Genomic DNA, 19,272 nt, shown 5'->3' on the forward strand with positions numbered 1-19,272 from the left:
CTCCCGTCAACTGTCGGTGCGGCGGTCCGCCCCGCCCTGACGGGCTAAGCGGAAGGCGGCGAGGCGAGCCTCATCGCCCTCACCTCATGACTGTCAGCGGAGGAGGTCGGGGAGGGGTGGGCCGCAGGCGGCTACCAGGGCGCGGCGGGCGGCGGCGGCAAGGTCTAGTACGGCGCGGCGGCGGAGGTCGGCGTCTACCCGGGTGACGGCGGCGCCGTCGTCTTCGAGGGCGGCTTCGGCGATCGCCAGGCAGCGACGGGCGGTCGCGGCCGCTTTGACCGCGCGGGGTTCGTAGCCAGGGGCGAGGTCATCCCCATCACCCCGGCCGATCTTGCGAATGTCCAGCAGGGCGTCGGCGATTTCCGGCTTCCACTTGGCGACATCCAGCGCCGCGAGGGACTCGGCCGCGTCGATCAGGGCCAGACGCAGACCACGGTCGGCCTCACCGAGATCCGCGGGAGGTGGTGTGCTGGCCGGCATCACCGTCCACTGGACGGCCGGGCCGACGTACGCGGGAACGAGGCCGACCGAGGCCCCGGCCACGACGACGGCCTCGCCCGATTCGAGCGCGGCCTCGTTGAACGCGGTCGGGCCAGCGAGGCCGATCGGATCACCCGGCACGGGTAGGGCGAGGTAGGCCTCGGTCGCGCCCGCCGTACGCAGAAGGTTGAGGGCGACCGGCAACGTCGCGGGCGCGGGATGGGCGGCGAGGCCGGCGACGTGGTGGCCGACGTCGTCGCCGAGGATCTTGCGCGCGGCCGTGTCCGGGTCGCAGGCACTGGTCAGCATCGCGTTGGTCCAGACGGTGAAACGCACCGAGGCAGCAGTGGTCAGCACGTCGGAGATCATCTCATCCCGGCCAACCGCGCGGCCCTGCTGCGAAGGCGCTGGACCGACCCCGTAGGTTTTGGTCCATGACTTCGGTGGTTGAGCTGGCGGGCGTCTCGGTGGTGCGGGGCGGCTCGCATTTGGTGGACGGCATCGACTGGACGGTCGACGAGACCGATCGGTGGGTCGTGATCGGGCCGAACGGCGCCGGTAAAACGACCTTGCTACAGGTGCTCGCGGCCCAGATCCACCCGACCACAGGGGTCGCCGGGCTGCTCGGCGATGTGCTCGGCACGATCGACGTGTTCGAACTGCGGCCGCGGATCGGTCTCACCAGCGCCGCCCTCGCGGATCGCCTGCCGAAGTCGGAGCGCGTCTCGGACGTTGTCGTCTCCGCGTCGTACGCCGTGCTCGGCCGGTGGCGCGAGGAGTACGACGACCTGGACCACCAACGGGCCGCCGCGTTGCTGAAGGACCTCGGCATCGGGCACCTGGCCGAACGCACCTTCGGCACGTTGTCCGAAGGCGAGCGCAAACGCGTTCAGATCGCGCGCGCGTTGATGACCGATCCCGAGCTGATGCTGCTGGACGAACCGGCCGCGGGTCTCGACCTCGCCGGGCGCGAACAGCTCGTGCGTTCGCTATCCGGTATCGCGACGGCCGAAGGCGCGCCCGCGATGGTGCTGGTCACGCATCACGTCGAGGAGATCCCGCCGGGATTCACCCACGCCCTGTTGCTCAAGCAGGGCAAGATCGTCGCGGCCGGGCCGATGGACGAGGCCCTTACCTCGCAGACGTTGAGCGAGACGTTCGGTCTGCCGCTGGCCCTCGAGTTCGCCAACAACCGCTACTCCGCCCGCGCTGTCTGACCCCACCGACGCCGTACGACGCGAACACGTCGTGCGCGCCGGTCTCCGAGGCCCTGACAACGGCTAGTCTGGGCGCATGGACTGGCTGGGCGACAACCCCTGGGCGATCTGGGCCGCCATCGCGGCGCTGCTCGCTCTCGCCGAACTCGCGACCCTCGACTTCACCCTGTTGATGCTGGCCGCCGGAGCGCTCGCCGCCACCGGCGCGGCGGTGGTGTTCCCGGGCCTGGTCTGGTTGCAGATCCTCGTCGCGATCATCACCGCGGCGGCCATGCTGGTGGCGATCCGGCCGATGCTGGTGAAGAAGCTGCATCACCATGGTGAGCTGAAGACCGGTCACGCGCATGAGGTCGGCCGAAGTGGCGTGGTGGTGAAGGAGATCCATCCCGACGGCGGCGGCTCGATCCGGCTCGGCGGTGAGCTGTGGACCGCCCGGCCGTACGACGACGTGTCGACGATTCCGCCCGGCACTCGCGTCGAGGTGATGAAGATCGACGGCGCGACCGCCGTGGTCTATCCGATCGGGGATCCGCCTCCGCACAAGGAGCTTGGTTAGTCGTGGTGGTTCTGCTCGTCGCCGTGCTGCTGGTGCTCGTCCTGCTGGCGGCCTCGGTGACCCGGGTGGCCCCGGACACCGCTGGCCTGGTTGAACGGCTGGGCAAGTTCCAGACCGTACTGCAGCCCGGTGTGGCTTTTCGGATTCCGTTCGTGGACAAGGTCGCGCATCGGGTCAGCCTGCGGCCGATGGTGCTGCAGCTGGCGGCGATGCCGCTCGTGACGAACGACAACAAGGTGGTCTCGGCTCAACCCGTCATCCACTTCCAGGTCATCGATCCGCGCCTCGCCGTCTACGAGGTCGCGAATTTCCACCAGGGCCTCGAGCAGGTTGCGACGCTCGCCGCGCGGCAGGTGACCGGCACCCTCGACGAGTACGGCGCCCTGACCGGGCGGCACCACATCCGCCAGGCCATCGCGACAGCCCTCGCGCAGCCCGCGGCGGCCTGGGGACTCCGGATCACCGAAGTCGACGTACCCGCCGTCGAACGGGCCTCGTTGCCCTCAGCACCAAGCGCCTAAGCCCTGACTCACCGCCGAGGCGACGGCTTGAGCGCGCCATGAACTGAATCCCCTTACCTGCAGAGCGAATCCGACTCTTCGAGGGTAAACTCGCGAGACGGAAGGTCAACGTCCGCGATTCGACGGGGCCACCTCCCTTTTCACGGATTAACCCCCGCGCTCACCAGGCGATCCGCGGCGATCAGACGGGCGGACGTCGCTGCGATCCGCCGCGTGGTCGCGTTTGAGATGGGGACGCCGACACGGTCGGCCAGGCCCGGCGAGAAGGCCGACGGATGGCCGGCGAGAGAGTGGCTGGCCACGGTCGACGTGGGTTACCACCTGGGATTCCGGGGTTAACCCACCGGCGCGATGGCTGGCCACGCGCACGACACCGCGCCAGCTGGCCCGTGCGGTTTCGAGGTGGCGGCTGGATGCCGATTGTTGCCCGAGTACCGGGCTACTGCGCGACTGCCGGGTTGTAGCGCGGCCGCTGCCGGGCTGTTTGCGCGCTACCCGGTTGCAGCCAGGTAGTCGTACGAATACCCGGCAGCCGCACCAAAACCCGGTACTGGCCGGCCTCAACCGCCGCATTTCGCGTCCGACCGTGGGAAAGGATCTACCCCCGCCACCACCAGCGGCGCCACCCACCAACGAACCCGGCCAAACCGCACAACCCGGCCCAACCGGCCCAATCGGCACGACCAGCACAAGCGACACGATGCTTGCCAGGAGGGCGCGCGTGGGACCGCCCGGCGCATCGTGCGGTGACCACCGGGCGTCGGTGGATCCGGCCACGGGTGGTTCACACGCGACCACTCGCGACAAAGAACTGAAGGCCGCCGGCAAGGTGTGGCCGGATCGTGAGGGAACCCCGGTGGTGGCTGGCCCGTCCATACGAAAGACTGTCGGTTCTCAGGTGCAGTTCGAGTTGGAGGGTCCCGTGACCGCGTTCATAGTCATCCTGGCACTGGTCGCCGTTCTGGTGATCGTGACCTTGATCAAATCCGTCCGGGTGGTGCAGCAGCAGACGGTCGGCATCGTGGAGCGGTTCGGCAAGTTCAAGGTCGGCCTGCAGCCCGGCCTGAACCTGTTGATGCCGTTCGTCGACAAGGTTCGCTACACCATCGACATGCGTGAGCAGGTCGTCGCATTCCCGCCGCAGGGTGTCATCACCGAGGACAACCTGATGGTGTCGATCGACTCCGTCATCTACTTCCAGGTCAACGACCCGGTCCGCGCGACGTACGAGATCTCGAACTACATCCAGGCCATCGAGCAGCTCACCATGACGACGCTGCGAAACATCATCGGTGGCATGGACCTCGAGCAGACGCTGACGTCGCGCGAGGAGATCAACGAGAAGCTGCGCTACGTGCTGGACGAGGCCACCGGCAAGTGGGGTATTCGCGTCAACCGCGTCGAGCTGCGCTCGATCGACCCGCCTCCCTCCATCCAGGACTCGATGGAGAAGCAGATGCGTGCCGACCGGGACAAGCGCGCCGCCATTCTGACCGCCGAAGGTATGCGCCAGTCGGCCGTGCTCTCGGCCGAAGGTCAGAAGCAGTCGGCGATTCTGACTGCTCAGGGTGACAAGGAATCCCGCATTCTGCGTGCGCAGGCCGAGCGGGAGGCCCGGATCCTCAAGGCCCAGGGTGAGGCGCAGGCCATCACGACCGTCTTCAACGCGATTCACGCCGGCAAGCCGGACCAAGGCCTGCTGGCCTATCAGTACCTGCAGATGCTGCCCTCGATCGCCCAGGGCGACTCGAACAAGCTGTGGATCATTCCGAGCGAGATCGGCAAGGCGATGGAAGGCCTCGGCAGTGCCGTCGGCCAGATCGCCGGTATTCCGCAGAAGGCCGAGGGCCCGTTCCCCGAGCCCGAGCTGGACAGCCCGTCCTCCACGCCGGAGGTCGAGTCGGGATCGCCGACGGACCAGGCCCAGGCCGTGGCCGAGGCCGACAACGCCGTGCAGGAAGCCATCGCGGCTGCCCAGAAGGCCGCCGTCGGTTCCGGCAAGCCCGTGACGCCGTCGTCCACCTCGCCGGTCCAGGACCAGCCTCCGACTATCTGACCTCTCGAACGCACGCAGCGCCCGGTGGCTCCTTTGCGGAGTCACCGGGCGCTTTGCGTCTGCGTGGAGTTGTGAGCTGCGCGACATCACCTTCCGTGTGACGAGACTGATACGGCAAACGATGTCCAGGTGCGTAGAGTCTGACGACGATGACATGGTTCGAGGCGGTCCTCGTGCTGGCGGCCGGAGTCGGCGCGGGCACCATTAACGCGGTCGTGGGATCGGGCACGCTGCTCACATTCCCGGCCTTGCTGGCGGCTGGATTGCCACCGGTGCTGGCGAACGTCAGCAATACCATCGGCCTCGCGCCCGGTACGGCCGCGGGCGCGATCGGCTATCGCCGCGAACTCGCCGGACAGCGCGGACGGATCTTCCGGTTGGTGCCGGCCTCGCTGATCGGTGCCGTGGTCGGGGGAGTGCTGCTGCTGAAGCTGCCCGGATCCGCCTTTGACGCCGTCGTTCCCGGCCTGATCCTGCTCGGCTGCACGCTCGTTGTTCTGCAGCCGTGGCTCTCGCGCAAGATCAACCTGCCGAACGGCGCCAAGCATCGCGGCGCCTGGTGGGTCATCCCGGCGGTGTTCCTCACCGGTATCTACGGCGGCTACTTCGGCGCGGCCCAAGGCGTTCTGCTGATGGCCATTCTCGGTATCGGCCTGGACCCGAACCTGCAGCGAATGAACGGCCTCAAGAACGTGCTGGCTACGGTGGTGAACGGCATCACCGCCGTACTCTTCGTCATCGTGGCGGACGTCAATTGGCTGGCGGTCGCACTGATCGCCTTCGGTTCTACCGTTGGCGGTCTGATCGGGGGCCGCTACGGCCGGCGCCTTCCGCCTATCGCGCTCCGGGCCTTGATCGTGATCATCGGCGTCACCGCTGTCGCCACCATGTTGCTGTAGGCGTCAGCCCAATCGCGCGGAGAGGCCGGCCAGCAGCAGGTCCAGGCCATACTCGAACTGCTCAGGACCGCCCGACGTCAGGGAAAGCTCCGGCGCCAGCTCAACCACCGTTGGGTAATCCGCCGAAGACAGCGATTCCATCGTCGCACGCAACCGCCGCCGGCCTTCCGGGTCCTGGCGCTCCGCCTTCAGCTGGGTCTCCCACGAGGTGGACCCGAGCACGTAGGTGAACAAGGCGATGTGCGCCCGCGCCGCGTCCTCGGGGCCGAACCCCGCCGAGCGCAGCACTCGCAGGTGGATCTCGGCGAGCCCGACGGTTTCCTGCCCGCTCAACGGCCGGCCCCCGAGTAGTTGCACCAGGCAAGGGTGCTGCAGCATCAGGTCCCGCAGTCCGCCGCAGATCGAGCGGACCTGGTCCTGCCACGGGCCGTCACCCGGTGTCGGCGCGCCCGTCGCAAGCAGGTGATCCCGGACGGCGTCGTACAACTCGTCCTTGTTGCGGAAATAGGTGTAGATCGCCATCGGGCCGACACCCAGTTCACCCGCCAGCGCGCGCAGGCTGAAGCCGTTGGTGCCTTTGGCCTCCATCAAGCCCAGCGCGGTCTCGACGATCAGCTCTGGACTGAGCGTATTCCGCGGCGTTCTGGGCATGACGTGGGTCTCCTTTGGAATCGATAACGTACGGTGTACAGTACAACGTAGAGAAGCTTTCCACCAGAAGGGAAATTGTTGTGCGAGCCGTGCAGATCACCGAGTTCGGTGGCCCCGAGGTACTCAATGTCAGCGAGGTCGAGGAGCCCAAGCCGGGCGACGGCCAGGTGCTGATCCATGTGGACCGTGCCGGCATCAACTACGCCGACACTCATCAGGTCGAGAACAGCTACCTGCAGCGCGCCACGTTGCCGATGATTCCGGGTGGTGAGGTGGTCGGCCGGACCGAGGACGGCCGTCGCGTCGTGGCCCTGGTCGGCTCCGGTGGCTACGCCGAGAAGGCCGTCGCCCACGCGGCGTACGCCTTTGATCTTCCCGACGAGGTGAGCGACGGCGACGCGCTGGCCATCGTGCTGCAGGGCACCACCGCGTGGCACCTGCTCAAGACGTCGACGCATCTGCAGGCGGGCGAGTCCGTGCTCGTGCACGCCGGTGCGGGTGGTGTTGGTTCGCTCGCGATCCAGCTCGCCAAGCGCTGGGGAGCCGGCCGGGTCATCGCGACGGCTTCCAGTGACGAGAAGCGCCAGAAGACGCTGGAACTCGGTGCGGATGTCGCGATCGACGGCAACCCCGAAGGCCTCAAGGACCGCATCATCGAGGCGAACGGCGGCAAGCCGATCGACATCGTGCTGGAGATGGTCGGCGGTCCGACCTTCGACGAGTCGTTCGACGCGCTGGGCCGGTTCGGCCGGCTCGTGACCTTCGGGTCGGCCTCTCGCGAGAACGCGAAGCCGATTGAGACCAGTCGGCTGATGAAGGGCTCGAAGTCGGTCATCGGCTTTTGGCTCGCCGACTGCTTCACGACCCCGTCGCTGCTGGCCGACCCCGTGGCCGAGCTGCTCGACCTGACGGCCAAGGGTGAGCTCAAGCCGCTGGTCGGCGGGGAGTACGGGATGTCCGAGGTCGCCAAGGCCCACCTTGATCTCCGCGAGCGCCGCAGCGTCGGCAAGCTCGTGCTCGACCCCTCCCGCTGATCCCCAACCCTCGAAGGAGCAATACCGCATGTCTCTCGACAAGGTCATCTACACCGCGCACGCCACCGCTGAGGGTGGTCGCGACGGTCGCGTCGCCACCGACGACGGCAAGCTCGACGTAGTTGTCTCGCCGCCCAAGGAGATGGGTGGTTCCGGTGACGGCACCAACCCCGAGCAGCTGTTCGCCGCCGGGTTCGCGGCCTGCTTCCACAGCGCCCTGAAGCTGGTTGCCCGCCGGGCTCGCCAGGAGGCGGGGGAGTCGACCGTCGAGGCTGAGGTCGGTATTGGCCCGATCAACGGCGGTGCCGCGTACGGTCTGCAGGTTCGCCTGGTAGTGACGCTGCCTGGCATCGAGCGTGAGGTCGCCGAGCAGCTCGTGGCCGCGGCCGACTCGGTCTGCCCGTACTCCAACGCCACCCGCGGCAACATCGACGTGAGCCACGCCGTCGCCTGATCCGCCTTCGTTCAGAAGCCCGGTCCCTCCTTCGCGAGGACCGGGCTTCCGTCACGTTTCCAGGGGCTCGAGGCGGATCCGCTTCTCGAGTTCGGCGATGGCGTCGGGACGGCCGGTGCCGAGTCCGTGCCGGGTGACGTTGAGCGCGCCCGCGGCAGCGCCGGTTTTGATGGCGGACCGGATGTCGCCGCCCTTCGCCAGTACGGCGACCGCGCCCGCGGTCATCGAGTCGCCCGCGCCGCGATGTTCCTTGACGCTGAGATCGGGCAGATGGACCTCGACCACTTCGTCTTCCACCAGAGCGACCGCGGGTTTCTCCGCCCGGCTGATGACGATGGTGTCGGCACCACGTTCACGGAGCTGGTGGATCGCCTTCACGATGCCGGTGTTGCCGTCGGACTCGTTCGCCAGCCCGTCGGCGTACAGCTCCTCGTCACTTACCTTGAGGAACATCGGGCCCGCTTCGAGGATGGCGCCCAGGTGGTCACCGCTGAGGTCCGCCGCGACCCGCGCGCCATTGTGCTGCAGATCCATGCCGAGGCGCTTGTAGGTTTCGGGCGCGATCAGCCCGGGATCGGCCGCGCCGCTCAGCACGCACATACCGGCGCGAAGACCTTCGGCGAGTGCCAGGGCGTACAACTCGTCACTGTCGTGACGGCCCAGCGGAGTACCGGGATGTTCGGCGACGGTCTCCCGCTCCGAGTCGCGGCGATCGTGCACGTACCATCCGCTGTCGGCGGCGCGCCGGATCGCCTTCAGTTCCAGGCCTTCGGCCTCGATCAAGGAGGTGAGCGCGCGGCCCACCTCGCCGTCGCCGAGAACCGCGCAGAACGTCACCGGCACACCCAGCGACGCGATCATTCTGGCCTGCCACAATCCCTGCCCGCCCGCGTGCAGGTGCAACTCGGGCTCGTCGCCGAGCTGCTCGATCGTGACCGTCAACTGTGGAGCCGGCGCGAAAACCATCACCCGCTCGTTCATCGCTACCCCTTCCGATCGGTCAGTCGCACCGGTACCCGGGGCCGCGCGACGCAATCGCGCGCGATCAGGCGGTCGGGGTGGCCAGGTCGAGCAGTTCGGCGTTGGGCAGTTTCGCGAGGTCGGCGCCCTCGACCAGCAGCTTCGAGGCGCGAAGGCCGCTGCCGATGACGACCGGTCCCGCCGCCGCGACGGCACTGTCGACCAGGATCGGCCAGTCGGCGGGCAGGCCGACGGGCGTGATGCCGCCGTACTCCATGCCGGTCGAGCCGACCGCCTCATCCTGCGCCGCGAACGAGATCTTCCGGACGCCGAGGTGCTTGCGGATCACGCCGTTCACGTCGGCCCGGTGGGTGGCGAGCACCAGCACCGCGGCGTACGTCGACTCGCCCGCGCGTTTGCCGTGCACGATCACGCAGTTCGCGGATTCGCCGAGCTGTACGTCGTACTCCGCGCAGAAGGCGGCCGTGTCGGCCAGGCCCGGGTCGATCGGCGCGACCTGGGCCTCGATGGTGTCGATGGCCGCGACCACGGGCGGTGCGAGCAGGTCGGGCTGGGTCTTCGCGGGTTGCCAGTCGAGCTTGCTCATCGGGCGGAGACCTCGCCGGCGCCGGTCTCGTTCTCGCCGTTGGGGTGCTCCTGCGGCTCGGCTTCGGAGTCGGAGGCGCCGGCGGGCTCCAGGGAGTCGGGGCCGTCGGCATCCACCAGGTCGGCGTACTCATCGTGCTCGGAAACGTAGTCGCGGTAGAACGGGCAGGACGGCTTGACCCGGAGGCCCGCGTCGCGTGCGTCGTCCAGCGACTTGCGGGCGACCCGGCCGGCGACACCGCGGCCGCGGTACTCGGGCAGCGTTTCGGCGTGCAGGAAGGCGATCGTGTTGCCGGTCAACCGGTAGTCGGCAAAGCCCATCAGGTTGCCGTCGGCGTCATGCGCTTCGTAGCGGCTCTTCTCGCGGGCATCGGCAACGGTGATCTCGTTCTCCATGTCTCCACCTTAGTAGGGCGCTGGCGCGGTGCCGGGCAGGACGAGCGGGACGTTTTGATTCCGCTCACGCGAGGTGCGGGCGCCGGAACCGTGGGATAGGCCGGGAGGAGAGGCGTGCATGAGCAGTGACCGATCGGCCCAGTCACCGCTTGCCTTGCGCCGACCCCGTCTTGGTGAGCCTGCTGGACATTTTCGCGGCCTTGGCGTCATGGGGTGAGTGCCCAAGATTCACCAGGCGTTAGAGCTGGCCTAGGACGGTAGTGCTGCTGACCAGCAGCAGGAGAGCGAAAACGAGCGTGACGACGCCACGCTGCACCCAGGGCTTACTTGTCATTGGTCCCCTCCTCGGTCGATCGATCGGAGCCTGGTACCCATTGGCAAGCGTTGTCACACGGCGGCCAGGCCATGGCGGTGGTGAGGGCGGCTCTAGGATCGGCGGGTGAACTCGATTCTGGTCGCAGGTACGACCTCCGACGCGGGCAAGACGACCGTGGTGACGGGCCTGTGCCGGTGGCTGGCGCGCCAAGGCGTGCGGGTGGCGCCGTACAAGGCGCAGAACATGTCGAACAACTCGATGGTCTGCGCGGATGGTGCCGAGATCGGCCGGGCCCAGTGGATCCAGGCCGTCGCGGCGGGCGCGGAGCCGGAGGCCGCGATGAACCCGGTGCTGCTCAAACCCGGCAGCGACCGCCGCAGTCACGTCGTCTTGATGGGGGAGCCGTGGGGCGAGTTGTCCGCCCGGGATTTCCTCACCCAGCGGGCTGAACTGGCCAAGGCGGCGTTCGCGGCATATGACGACCTGGCCGGCCGGTACGACGTGGTGGTTTGCGAAGGCGCGGGCAGTCCGACCGAGATCAACCTCAGGCAATCCGACTACGTGAACATGGGTCTTGCCCGGCACATGGCGGCGCCGGTGATCGTGGTGGGCGATATCGATCGCGGCGGGGTGTTCGCGTCGCTGTTCGGCACGGTGGCGCTGCTCGACGCCGAGGACCAGGCGCTGATCAGCGGATATGTGGTGAACAAGTTCCGCGGCGATCAGACCCTGCTACAACCGGCGATCGACATGCTCCGCAACGCGACCGGCCGTCCGACGTACGGCGTGCTGCCCTGGCTGCCCGACTTGTACCTGGACTCGGAGGACGCCCTCGACGTACCGGCCCGGCGCGCGACGTCGGGTGGTGCGTTGACCATCGCGGTGGTGCGTTTCCCGCGGATCAGCAACTTCACCGATCTGGACGCACTGGCCGTCGAACCAACGACCAGCGTCTTCTTCACCGCGGATCCGGCCGATGTCCGCGATGCCGATCTGGTGGTTCTACCGGGTTCGCGCGCGACTGCCGCGGACCTGGCCTGGTTGCGTTCAACGGGTCTCGCGGACGCGGTCGTGGCCCGGGCCGCCGCGGGCCGGCCGTTGCTCGGGATCTGCGGCGGGTACCAACTGCTGGGTGGTTCGATCGACGACCCGTACGGCGTGGAGGGCGGCGGCACCACCACCGGGCTCGGGTTGTTGCCGGTATCAACTGTTTTCGAACGCGAAAAGGTCCTCGCCCGACCGGCCCCAACGGCGTACGAGATCCACCACGGGGTGGTCTCGGTGACCGGACCCGCGGAGGCATTTCCCGGCGGCTGCCGCACGGGCACAACCTGGGGCACGATCTGGCACGGCTTACTCGACGACGACCAGGCCCGGCAAGCCTTCCTCACCGAAGTGGCCGCGCTGACCGGCAAACCAGCCCCCGACGGCCGAACCAGCTTCGCGGCGCTTCGCGAACAACGCCTCGACACCCTCGCCGACGCCATCGAAGAACACCTCGACACCAAGGCCCTCCTGGCCCTGATCGACCAAGGCGCCCCACCCAACCTCCCCTTCATCCCCCCAGGCGCCCCCACGCCCTAACCGCCCCCACGCCCTCCCCAGGGATCAGCCGCCGTCAAAAACTTTCCGACGGTCGGACGCGAAATGCGACCCCCTCCGCCCCTTCGGCACCCACCGTGTCGGCCTCACTTGACGCTCCCCCGGCCACGGTCGGACCCGAAGTGCGGCACCACCACCGCCGAAACTTTCCAACGGTCGGACCCGGAATTCGGACCTGTCGAGCGTCACCGCCCACGGGGGGCGTGAAATGCCTTGCGGTGCCGCATTCCGGGTCCGACCGTCGGAAAGTTTTGGCGTGGTGGTGCCGCATTCCGGGTCCGACCGTTGGAAAGTTTCGGGGTGGTGGGGCACTCCGGGTCGGGCGTTGGAAGGTCGGGTGGGGCGGGGTGGGTTGACTACTGTGACAGTTGTACTGTCACAATGCTGGTATGGGTCCGCTGAGTGGGGTTCGGGTTGTGGAGTTGGCTGGGATCGGGCCGGCGCCGTTTGCCTGCATGATGTTGGCCGAGTTGGGCGCGGACGTGGTGCGGATCGACCGGCCGGGTGGAGGGCTGATGCTGGGGCCGCCTGAGTTGGAGTTGCTCAACCGGGGGCGGCGGAGCGTGGCGATGGACCTGAAGAATCCGGCGGCCGTCAACGCCGTGCGGGAGCTTGTTGCGCAGGTGGACATCTTGATCGAGGGGTTTCGCCCGGGCGTGGCCGAACGGTTGGGGCTCGGGCCGGAGGACTGCCGCGAGATCAACCCGCGCCTGGTGTACGGGCGGATGACCGGATGGGGTCAGGACGGGCCGCTCGCGCAGTCGGCGGGGCACGACATCGACTACCTGGCGATCGCCGGGACGCTTGGCGCGATCGGTCGCACTGGTGGGCCGCCGCAGGTGCCGGTCAACTTGCTTGGGGATTTCGGCGGCGGTTCGTTGTACCTGGTGGTCGGCGTACTCGCGGCCCTGGTGGAGGCCCGGTCGAGTGGTCAGGGGCAGACCGTTGATGCGGCGATCGTGGATGGCGCCGCGCATCTCACCACGTTCCTGCTGGGTGGACTTGCCTCGGGTGGTTGGCGCAACGAGCGCGGGGTCAACCTGCTGGACACCGGTGCGCCGTTCTATGACGTGTACGAGACTGCGGATGGCCTGCACATGGCCGTCGGCGCGCTCGAACCAGCGTTCTACGACGAGTTGATCCGGCTGCTCGGTATCACCCCGCCCGATCGCTACGACCCGGCGAACTGGCCCGAACTCCGCAAGGTTCTTGCCGAGGCCTTCGCGTCGAAGACCCAGGCCGAGTGGACCGAGATCTTCGACGGGACGGACGCGTGCGTGTCGCCCGTACTGCCGTTGGGGAACGATCACCCGCATCTCGTTGCCCGCGGCACCTTCGTGGACCACGGGGGAGTACGGCAGCCGGCGCCCGCGCCACGGTTCAGCCGTACGCCGAGTGCCCTGGGCCAACCGCCCGCACGCCCCGGCGAGCACACCCGCGCGGCCCTCACCGATTGGGGTGTCACCGCCGTCGAGGACCTACTCGCCTCCGGTGCCGCCGTACAAGCCTGAGCCACAGCAGTCGTCTAGCCATCAGCAGCCGTTCAGCCAGCAGCAGTCCAGCAAGCAGAGGTCCCGCCACCAGCTAGGAGTTCGCGTGGAACGTCAGATCTTCGATGCCGACCATGACGCGTTCCGGGAAACCGCCCGGGCCTTTTGCGACAAGGAGATCGTGCCGCACCACGAGTCCTGGGAAGAGGCCGGGATCGTGCCGCGCGAGCTGTGGGCCGCGGCGGGGGAGAAGGGCCTGCTCGGGTTCATGATGCCCGAGCAGTACGGCGGTGGTGGCGCGCGGGACTTCCGGTTCAACGCCGTGTTGATCGAGGAGATCACCCGGGCGCGAGCGAGTGGTCCGGGGTTCACCATTCATACCGATATCAACTCGGCCTATCTGCTCGACTACGCGAACGACGAGCAGAAGGCCCGTTGGCTGCCCGGGTTCTGCTCGGGCGAGACCATCACCGCGATCGCGATGACCGAGCCCGGGGCCGGGAGTGACCTGCAGGGCATTCAGACGACGGCGGTCCGCGACGGCGACTCGTACATCCTGAACGGCCAGAAGACCTTCATCTCCAACGGAATTCTCGCGGATCTGGTGATCGTCGTCGCGAAGACGGATCCGGCCGCGGGATATCAGGGGATCTCGCTGATCGTTGTCGAGCGGGGCATGCCCGGGTTCGAACGTGGGCGCAATCTGGACAAGATCGGGCTCAAAGCGCAGGACACCGCCGAGTTGTTCTTCGACAACGTGCGCGTGCCCGCGACGAACCTGCTCGGCGAAGAGGGCAAGGGCTTCATCTACCTGATGGAGAAGCTGCCGCAGGAACGTCTGACCATCGCGGTCGTCGCGGCCGCGGCCTGCGAGAACATGCTCGCCTCGACCGTGGAGTACGTGAAGGAACGTACGGCCTTCGGACGGCCGATCGGCTCCTTCCAGAACAGCCGTTTCGTGCTCGCGGAGCTGGCCACCGAAACCCAGATCGCCCGGGTTTTCGTCGACCGCTGCATCACCGAGTTGACCGCCGGCACGTTGACCGTGTCCGAGGCGGCGATGGCGAAATGGTGGACCACCGAGCTGCAGAAGAAGGTGGTCGACAAGTGCCTGCAGTTGTACGGCGGCTACGGCTTCATGACCGAGTACCCGATCGCGAAGGCCTACCTCGACACCCGAGTGCAGACCATCTACGGCGGCACCACCGAGATCATGAAGGAGATCATCGGCCGCACCATGGGCCTGTGACGGTCACTCCGCACCATGCGCCTTTGGCGGTCAGTCGATGCAGAACTCGTTGCCCTCGATATCCAGCATCGGGATGCACGAGTCGGTGCCGTCATACAGCGTGCGGACGTGTACGGCGCCGAGCGGAACCAGGCGCGCGCATTCGGCCTCGAGGGCGGCGAGGCGTTCCTCGCCCACGAGTCCGGTGCCGACCCGTACGTCAAGGTGGACCCGGTTCTTCACGGCCTTGCCTTCGGGCACGCGCTGAAAGAACAGCCGCGGACCAACGCCGGTCGGATCGACGCAGGCGAACGACGACCCGCGCTTCTCAGCCGGCAGTGAATTGTTGTACTCGTCCCAAGTCTCGAACCCCTTCGGCGGTGGCGGTACGACGTACCCCAGCACCTCGCACCAGAAGCGAGCGAGACGCTCCGGCTCCGCGCAATCGAAGGTCACCTGAAACTGCCTGATCGCTGACACCGCTGCACCGTAACAAGGCGCCTCGGGAGACGCACCTGCCTTATCCTCGATCCACCGCAGCCGGAGCACGCTCAACCGGCCACCTTGTCGGCGGAGACAGGCTTGTGCGAACTCAGCGCTTGGGACGGTTGCTGGTACGGCGGATCGTGTCGCGCTGGGTTTCGCCGACGGCTCGTTCGTAGGCGAGGACCAGGCCCTGGATCGTGACAGGCTTGAACCGTTCGATCAGCTGCTGGAGGTGTTCTGGCGTGCTGCCGCCGTCGCGGAAGTGTGGCCAGACGGTTTTGCGGAAGACTTCGGTCAGTTCCTCGGCGATGGCCCGGCCGTGTTCGGTGAAGATGCGCCCGGCCGCGAGCGCCGCCTCGACCGGGAGTTCCAGGTCGAGCAGTTCCACCCCGAGGCTGAGGTGGGCCGTCGCCACCTGGAACACGTCGTCGTCGGGCGTGGGCTCGACCACTCCGAGAGCCACCAGCATCTCGATGTCGTCGTCGGTCAGGTCCCGCCCGGTACGACGTACCAGGGCCTTGCGGTCGAGGGTCTCCGGCAGGTCCCGCATCCACGGGGTGAGCAGCGTGCGGTGCAACGCGATGTCCTGCGGGGTGGCGTCCGCCGGGATGCGCTCGAGATAGCCCTCGATGGCCGACAGGGTGAAGCCGTGGGCCTGCAGCTCGCGGACCAGGTCGAGGCGCGCGATGTGCTCAGGGCCGTAGTAGCCGACGCGGCCGCGCCGTACCGGCGGGGGGATCAGGCCACGGCCGGCGTAGAACCGCAGCGTTCGCACGGTCATGCCGACGCGGGCCGACAGCTCGTCGACGGTCAGCGTCGCCGAACCGCTGGCACCCTCGGCCGTGCGCTCAAGTGACATGGCGCAGATCATAGTGGGACCCACTTGACCATCGTGACAGTGGAACTGTCACAATCAACTCATCCGTTACCGGTCGACCGACGGGACCACCATGACCGCACCATCCGACGCCTTTCTCTATGACGCGATCCGGACGCCCCGAGGCAGGGGTAAGGCCACCGGCGCGTTGCACGAGGTCAAACCGATCCAGCTGATCACCGGCCTGCTCACCGAGCTACGCGCGCGCCATCCCGAGTTGGACCCGGCGGTCGTCGACGACGTCGTCCTGGGCGTCGTCACACCGATCGGCGACCAGGGCATGGACATCGCCCGTACGGCGGTGCTCGCGGCGGGTTATCCCGAAACCACCGGTGGCGTGCAGCTCAACCGCTTCTGCGCCTCCGGGCTGGAGGCGGTGAACCAGGCCGCGCAGCGCATTCGCTCCGGCTGGGAAGACCTGATTCTCGCCGGCGGCGTCGAGTCGATGTCGCGGGTGCCGATGGGATCCGACGGCGGCGCCTGGGCGATGGACCCGGAGACCGCGATCCAGACCAGCTTCGTTCCGCAGGGCATCAGCGCGGACCTGATCGCGACGATCGACGGCTTGTCCCGCACCGATGTCGACGCGTACGCCGCGGAGTCGCACGCGCGTGCCGCGAAGGCCTGGGCCAACGGCTACTTCACCCGCTCGGTGGTTCCGGTCGTGGATCGCAACAGCCTGCCGATTCTGGACAACGACCAGCTGGTCCGGCCTGGTACGAGTGTCGAGACGCTGGCCGGGCTGCCGCCGTCGTTCGCGGCGATCGGTGAGCACGGCGGGTTCGACGCGGTGGCGCTGGAGAAGTACGTGACGGTCGAGCGGATCAACCACGTCCACCATGCCGGTAACTCCAGCGGCATCGTCGACGGCGCCGCGCTGGTCGCCGTCGGCAGCGAGAAGGCCGGCGAGGCGCTCGGTCAGGCGCCGCGCGGCCGGGTCGTCGCTACCGCCGTGAGTGGTGCCGAGCCGACCATCATGCTGACCGGACCGGCGCCCGCCGCCCGTAAGGCGCTGGCGAAGGCCGGTTTGGAGGTTGGCGATATCGACCTGTTCGAGATGAACGAGGCGTTCGCGGCCGCCGTACTGCACTTCATGAAGGATCTCGGGGTGCCGCACGACAAGGTCAACGTGAACGGCGGCGCGATCGCGCTCGGCCACCCGCTCGGCGCGACCGGCGCCATTCTGATCGGAACCCTGCTGGACGAGCTGGAGCGGCGTGAGCTCCGCTACGGCCTGGCCACCCTGTGCGTCGGCGGCGGTATGGGCGTCGCAACGATTATCGAGAGGCTCGCATGATCTCCTGGAGCAACACCGACGGCGTCGTCACGCTGACGATCGACGATCCCGAAGCCGGCGCGAACACCATGAACGACCGGTACATCACGGCGATGGCCGAAACGGTCGAGCGGCTGCAGGCGGAGAAGGACGCGATCACCGGCATCGTGATCACCAGCGCGAAGGACACGTTCTTTGCCGGTGGCAACCTTCAGATGCTGAGCCAGATCAAGCCGGAGAACGCCGCCGAGGTGTTCGAAACGCTGGAAGAGGTCAAGCGCCAGCTCCGGGTGATCGAGACGCTCGGTGTCCCGGTAGTTGCCGCGATCAACGGGGCGGCCCTGGGTGGTGGCCTCGAGATCGCGCTCGCCTGCCACCACCGCATCGTCGCGGATGACGACCGGATCGAGATCGGCGTACCTGAGGTGACGCTTGGCCTGCTGCCCGGTGGCGGCGGCGTGACCCGTACCGTCCGGATGCTCGGTCTGCAGGATGCGCTGATGAAGGTGCTGCTGCAGGGTCAGCGGATGAAGCCCAAGCACGCGCTGTCCGTCGGCATCGTGGACGAGGTCGTACCGCGGGAGCAGTTGCTGGCCGCGTCGTACCGTTGGGTGAAGGAATTCCAGGGCGAGGCGAAGCAGCCGTGGGACCGCGACGGCTACAAGATCCCGGGCGGTACGCCGTCCTCGCCGAAGCTGGCCGCGTTCCTGCCGGCCTTCCCGGCAAACCTGCGCAAGCAGCTCAAGGGCGCGCCCTATCCGGCGCCGAAGGCCATCATGAGCGCGGCGGTCGAAGGCGCTCAGGTGGACTTCGCGACGGCCAGCCGGATCGAGTCGCGGTACTTCGTCCAGCTCGCGACGGGCCAGATCGCCAAGAACATGATCAACGCCTTCTTCTTCGAGTTGCAGGCGATCAACGCGGGCGCCTCGCGTCCGGCCGACGTACCGAAGTACCGCGTGCGCAAGGTCGGCGTGCTCGGCGCGGGCATGATGGGCGCCGGTATCGCGTACGTCTGCGCGAAGGTCGGCATCGAGGTCGTGCTCAAGGACGTTTCGCTCGAGGCCGCCGAAAAGGGCAAGGCCTACTCCGAGAAGATCCTGGCCAAGCAGGTGAAGAAGGGCCGGGCCACGCCGGACAAGGCCGAGGCGCTGCTCAGCCTGATCACGCCGACGGCCGAGCCGAACGATCTGGCCGGTTGCGATCTGGTGATCGAGGCGGTGTTCGAGAGCGAGGAGCTGAAGCAGAAGGTCTTCGCCGAGATCGCCGGCGTGATCGAGCCGGACGCGCTGTTGTGCTCGAACACCTCGACCCTGCCGATCACCTCGCTGGCCGACGGGATCGACCGGCCGGACGACTTTGTCGGCATGCACTTCTTCTCGCCGGTCGACAAGATGCCGCTGGTCGAGCTGATCGTCGGGCAGAAGACGTCCGATGTGACGCTGGCCAAGGCGTACGACGTCGTCCGGCAGATCCGCAAGACGCCGATCGTGGTCAACGACAGCCGTGGCTTCTTCACCTCGCGGGTCTTCGGCACGCTGGTGATGGAAGGCGCGGCGATGATCGCCGAAGGCGTCAACCCGGTGACGATCGAGCGGGCCGCGACGCAGTTCGGCTTCCCGGCGCCGCCGCTGGCGATGCTGGACGAGGTGACCCTGACGCTGCCGCAGAAGATCCGGGACGCCGCCCGCGCGGCCGGTGGTGGCGCCGGCGCGTTCGACGATCACGCCGGGATGGATGTCACCGATCGAATGGTCGACGAGTTCGGCCGCAAGGGCAAGGCGGCCGGGGCCGGGTTCTACGACTACCCGGCGGACGGGCCGAAGGTGCTGTGGCCCGGGCTGTGGCAGCACTTCGTCAAGGACGACGTGGAGGTGCCGTTCGGGGATCTTGGCGAGCGGATGGCGTTCGCGATGTCGCTGGAGACGGTGAAGTGCGTTGAGGAAGGCGTACTGCGGTCGACGGCCGACGCGAACATCGGCTCGATCTTCGGCATCGGCTTCCCGCCGCTGCACGGAGGCGCCCTGCAGTACATCAACGCGTACGACGGTGGCCTGGCCGGGTTTGTCGCCCGCGCGCGGGAGCTGGCCGCGACGTACGGCAAGCGGTTCGAGCCACCCGCGCTGCTGGTGCAAAAGGCCGAGGCCGGCGAAACCTTCGCCTAACCCCT

Annotated in this window: 19 protein-coding genes; 12 read left to right on the top strand and 7 right to left on the bottom strand. The window is 67.8% G+C overall.

The window, feature by feature from the left end:
- Positions 1-93 precede the first annotated feature (93 nt).
- On the bottom strand, positions 94-837 hold the full coding sequence (locus tag ACFFGN_RS15340) for an Rv1486c family protein (protein ID WP_380047883.1): 744 nt from the start codon (positions 835-837) through the stop codon (positions 94-96).
- Between the two features lie 77 nt (positions 838-914).
- Between ACFFGN_RS15340 and ACFFGN_RS15345 the strand changes: the two genes are divergently transcribed.
- From ACFFGN_RS15345 to ACFFGN_RS15365, 5 genes are all read left to right on the top strand, one after another.
- A complete protein-coding gene (locus ACFFGN_RS15345; RefSeq protein ID WP_380047885.1) occupies positions 915-1,697 on the top strand; it encodes an ABC transporter ATP-binding protein in 783 nt (260 codons plus the stop codon).
- Positions 1,698-1,773: 76 nt separating this feature from the next.
- Positions 1,774-2,253 carry an NfeD family protein gene (locus tag ACFFGN_RS15350; RefSeq protein WP_380047887.1) on the top strand — a complete coding sequence of 160 codons (480 nt, stop codon included), beginning with the start codon at positions 1,774-1,776 and terminating at the stop codon, positions 2,251-2,253.
- Positions 2,254-2,255: 2 nt separating this feature from the next.
- Complete coding sequence (locus ACFFGN_RS15355) at positions 2,256-2,774, top strand: SPFH domain-containing protein (protein ID WP_380047889.1); 519 nt, start codon at positions 2,256-2,258, stop codon at positions 2,772-2,774.
- 922 nt (positions 2,775-3,696) lie between these two features.
- Complete coding sequence (locus tag ACFFGN_RS15360; RefSeq protein ID WP_380047891.1) at positions 3,697-4,830, top strand: SPFH domain-containing protein; 1,134 nt, start codon at positions 3,697-3,699, stop codon at positions 4,828-4,830.
- A 149-nt stretch (positions 4,831-4,979) separates the two neighbouring features.
- Positions 4,980-5,729: a sulfite exporter TauE/SafE family protein gene (locus tag ACFFGN_RS15365; protein ID WP_380047893.1), complete on the top strand. Its 750-nt coding sequence runs from the start codon at positions 4,980-4,982 to the stop codon at positions 5,727-5,729.
- Positions 5,730-5,732: 3 nt separating this feature from the next.
- Here the strand turns inward: ACFFGN_RS15365 and ACFFGN_RS15370 are convergent, their stop codons facing one another.
- Complete coding sequence (locus ACFFGN_RS15370; RefSeq protein WP_380047896.1) at positions 5,733-6,380, bottom strand: TetR/AcrR family transcriptional regulator; 648 nt, start codon at positions 6,378-6,380, stop codon at positions 5,733-5,735.
- Positions 6,381-6,460: 80 nt separating this feature from the next.
- Between ACFFGN_RS15370 and ACFFGN_RS15375 the strand changes: the two genes are divergently transcribed.
- Together ACFFGN_RS15375 and ACFFGN_RS15380 are read left to right on the top strand one after the other, a co-directional pair.
- Complete coding sequence (locus ACFFGN_RS15375; protein WP_380047898.1) at positions 6,461-7,414, top strand: quinone oxidoreductase family protein; 954 nt, start codon at positions 6,461-6,463, stop codon at positions 7,412-7,414.
- Between the two features lie 28 nt (positions 7,415-7,442).
- Entirely contained in the window at positions 7,443-7,868 is a 426-nt protein-coding gene (locus tag ACFFGN_RS15380) for an organic hydroperoxide resistance protein (protein ID WP_380047900.1), read from the top strand.
- A gap of 51 nt (positions 7,869-7,919) precedes the next feature.
- On the opposite strand, the gene ACFFGN_RS15385 is transcribed toward ACFFGN_RS15380, so the two are convergent.
- From ACFFGN_RS15385 to ACFFGN_RS15395, 3 genes are all read right to left on the bottom strand, one after another.
- Positions 7,920-8,849: a 1-phosphofructokinase family hexose kinase gene (locus ACFFGN_RS15385; RefSeq protein WP_380047902.1), complete on the bottom strand. Its 930-nt coding sequence runs from the start codon at positions 8,847-8,849 to the stop codon at positions 7,920-7,922.
- A 64-nt stretch (positions 8,850-8,913) separates the two neighbouring features.
- On the bottom strand, positions 8,914-9,435 hold the full coding sequence (locus ACFFGN_RS15390) for a YbaK/EbsC family protein (RefSeq protein ID WP_380047904.1): 522 nt from the start codon (positions 9,433-9,435) through the stop codon (positions 8,914-8,916).
- Complete coding sequence (locus tag ACFFGN_RS15395; RefSeq protein ID WP_380047906.1) at positions 9,432-9,830, bottom strand: GNAT family N-acetyltransferase; 399 nt, start codon at positions 9,828-9,830, stop codon at positions 9,432-9,434. The genes ACFFGN_RS15390 and ACFFGN_RS15395 overlap by 4 nt, the downstream gene beginning before the upstream one ends.
- A 439-nt stretch (positions 9,831-10,269) precedes the next feature.
- Here ACFFGN_RS15395 and ACFFGN_RS15400 point away from each other — a divergent pair, with 439 nt between their 5' ends.
- The 3 genes from ACFFGN_RS15400 to ACFFGN_RS15410 all read left to right on the top strand — a co-directional run bounded on the left by ACFFGN_RS15400 (position 10,270) and on the right by ACFFGN_RS15410 (position 14,487).
- Positions 10,270-11,730, top strand: a complete 1,461-nt coding sequence (locus tag ACFFGN_RS15400; protein WP_380047908.1) for a cobyric acid synthase — start codon at positions 10,270-10,272, stop codon at positions 11,728-11,730.
- A 407-nt stretch (positions 11,731-12,137) separates the two neighbouring features.
- Entirely contained in the window at positions 12,138-13,259 is a 1,122-nt protein-coding gene (locus ACFFGN_RS15405; RefSeq protein ID WP_380047910.1) for a CaiB/BaiF CoA transferase family protein, read from the top strand.
- An 85-nt stretch (positions 13,260-13,344) separates the two neighbouring features.
- Complete coding sequence (locus ACFFGN_RS15410) at positions 13,345-14,487, top strand: acyl-CoA dehydrogenase family protein (protein WP_380047912.1); 1,143 nt, start codon at positions 13,345-13,347, stop codon at positions 14,485-14,487.
- A 30-nt stretch (positions 14,488-14,517) separates the two neighbouring features.
- Here the strand turns inward: ACFFGN_RS15410 and ACFFGN_RS15415 are convergent, their stop codons facing one another.
- The gene (locus tag ACFFGN_RS15415; protein ID WP_380047914.1) at positions 14,518-14,946 is read right to left on the bottom strand and encodes a VOC family protein; all 429 of its coding nucleotides are present in this window, start codon (positions 14,944-14,946) and stop codon (positions 14,518-14,520) included.
- 112 nt (positions 14,947-15,058) lie between these two features.
- On the bottom strand, positions 15,059-15,811 hold the full coding sequence (locus ACFFGN_RS15420; protein ID WP_380047916.1) for a MerR family transcriptional regulator: 753 nt from the start codon (positions 15,809-15,811) through the stop codon (positions 15,059-15,061).
- Positions 15,812-15,902: 91 nt separating this feature from the next.
- Here ACFFGN_RS15420 and ACFFGN_RS15425 point away from each other — a divergent pair, with 91 nt between their 5' ends.
- Together ACFFGN_RS15425 and ACFFGN_RS15430 are read left to right on the top strand one after the other, a co-directional pair.
- The gene (locus tag ACFFGN_RS15425; protein ID WP_380047918.1) at positions 15,903-17,126 is read left to right on the top strand and encodes an acetyl-CoA C-acetyltransferase; all 1,224 of its coding nucleotides are present in this window, start codon (positions 15,903-15,905) and stop codon (positions 17,124-17,126) included.
- Positions 17,123-19,267 (top strand): 3-hydroxyacyl-CoA dehydrogenase NAD-binding domain-containing protein, encoded by a 2,145-nt coding sequence (locus ACFFGN_RS15430; RefSeq protein ID WP_380047920.1) that lies wholly within the window; start codon positions 17,123-17,125, stop codon positions 19,265-19,267. Before ACFFGN_RS15425 ends, ACFFGN_RS15430 begins: the two co-directional genes overlap by 4 nt.
- Positions 19,268-19,272: the final 5 nt, after the last annotated feature.

Origin of the sequence: Kribbella deserti (assembly GCF_042434725.1) — a bacterium.
In the GTDB taxonomy this organism is placed as follows: Bacteria; Actinomycetota; Actinomycetes; order Propionibacteriales; family Kribbellaceae; genus Kribbella; species Kribbella deserti.

Excerpts from the sequence above, each read along its gene's own strand:
- ACFFGN_RS15385 (WP_380047902.1), bottom strand. The coding sequence starts at position 8,849 with ATGAACGAGCGGGTGATGGTTTTCGCGCCGGCTCCACAGTTGACGGTC.
- ACFFGN_RS15365 (WP_380047893.1), top strand. The coding sequence starts at position 4,980 with ATGACATGGTTCGAGGCGGTCCTCGTGCTGGCGGCCGGAGTCGGCGCG.
- ACFFGN_RS15405 (WP_380047910.1), top strand. The coding sequence starts at position 12,138 with ATGGGTCCGCTGAGTGGGGTTCGGGTTGTGGAGTTGGCTGGGATCGGG.
- ACFFGN_RS15370 (WP_380047896.1), bottom strand. The coding sequence starts at position 6,380 with ATGCCCAGAACGCCGCGGAATACGCTCAGTCCAGAGCTGATCGTCGAG.
- ACFFGN_RS15350 (WP_380047887.1), top strand. The coding sequence starts at position 1,774 with ATGGACTGGCTGGGCGACAACCCCTGGGCGATCTGGGCCGCCATCGCG.
- ACFFGN_RS15395 (WP_380047906.1), bottom strand. The coding sequence starts at position 9,830 with ATGGAGAACGAGATCACCGTTGCCGATGCCCGCGAGAAGAGCCGCTAC.
- ACFFGN_RS15430 (WP_380047920.1), top strand. The coding sequence starts at position 17,123 with ATGATCTCCTGGAGCAACACCGACGGCGTCGTCACGCTGACGATCGAC.
- ACFFGN_RS15345 (WP_380047885.1), top strand. The coding sequence starts at position 915 with ATGACTTCGGTGGTTGAGCTGGCGGGCGTCTCGGTGGTGCGGGGCGGC.
- ACFFGN_RS15390 (WP_380047904.1), bottom strand. The coding sequence starts at position 9,435 with ATGAGCAAGCTCGACTGGCAACCCGCGAAGACCCAGCCCGACCTGCTC.
- ACFFGN_RS15380 (WP_380047900.1), top strand. The coding sequence starts at position 7,443 with ATGTCTCTCGACAAGGTCATCTACACCGCGCACGCCACCGCTGAGGGT.
- ACFFGN_RS15425 (WP_380047918.1), top strand. The coding sequence starts at position 15,903 with ATGACCGCACCATCCGACGCCTTTCTCTATGACGCGATCCGGACGCCC.
- ACFFGN_RS15420 (WP_380047916.1), bottom strand. The coding sequence starts at position 15,811 with ATGTCACTTGAGCGCACGGCCGAGGGTGCCAGCGGTTCGGCGACGCTG.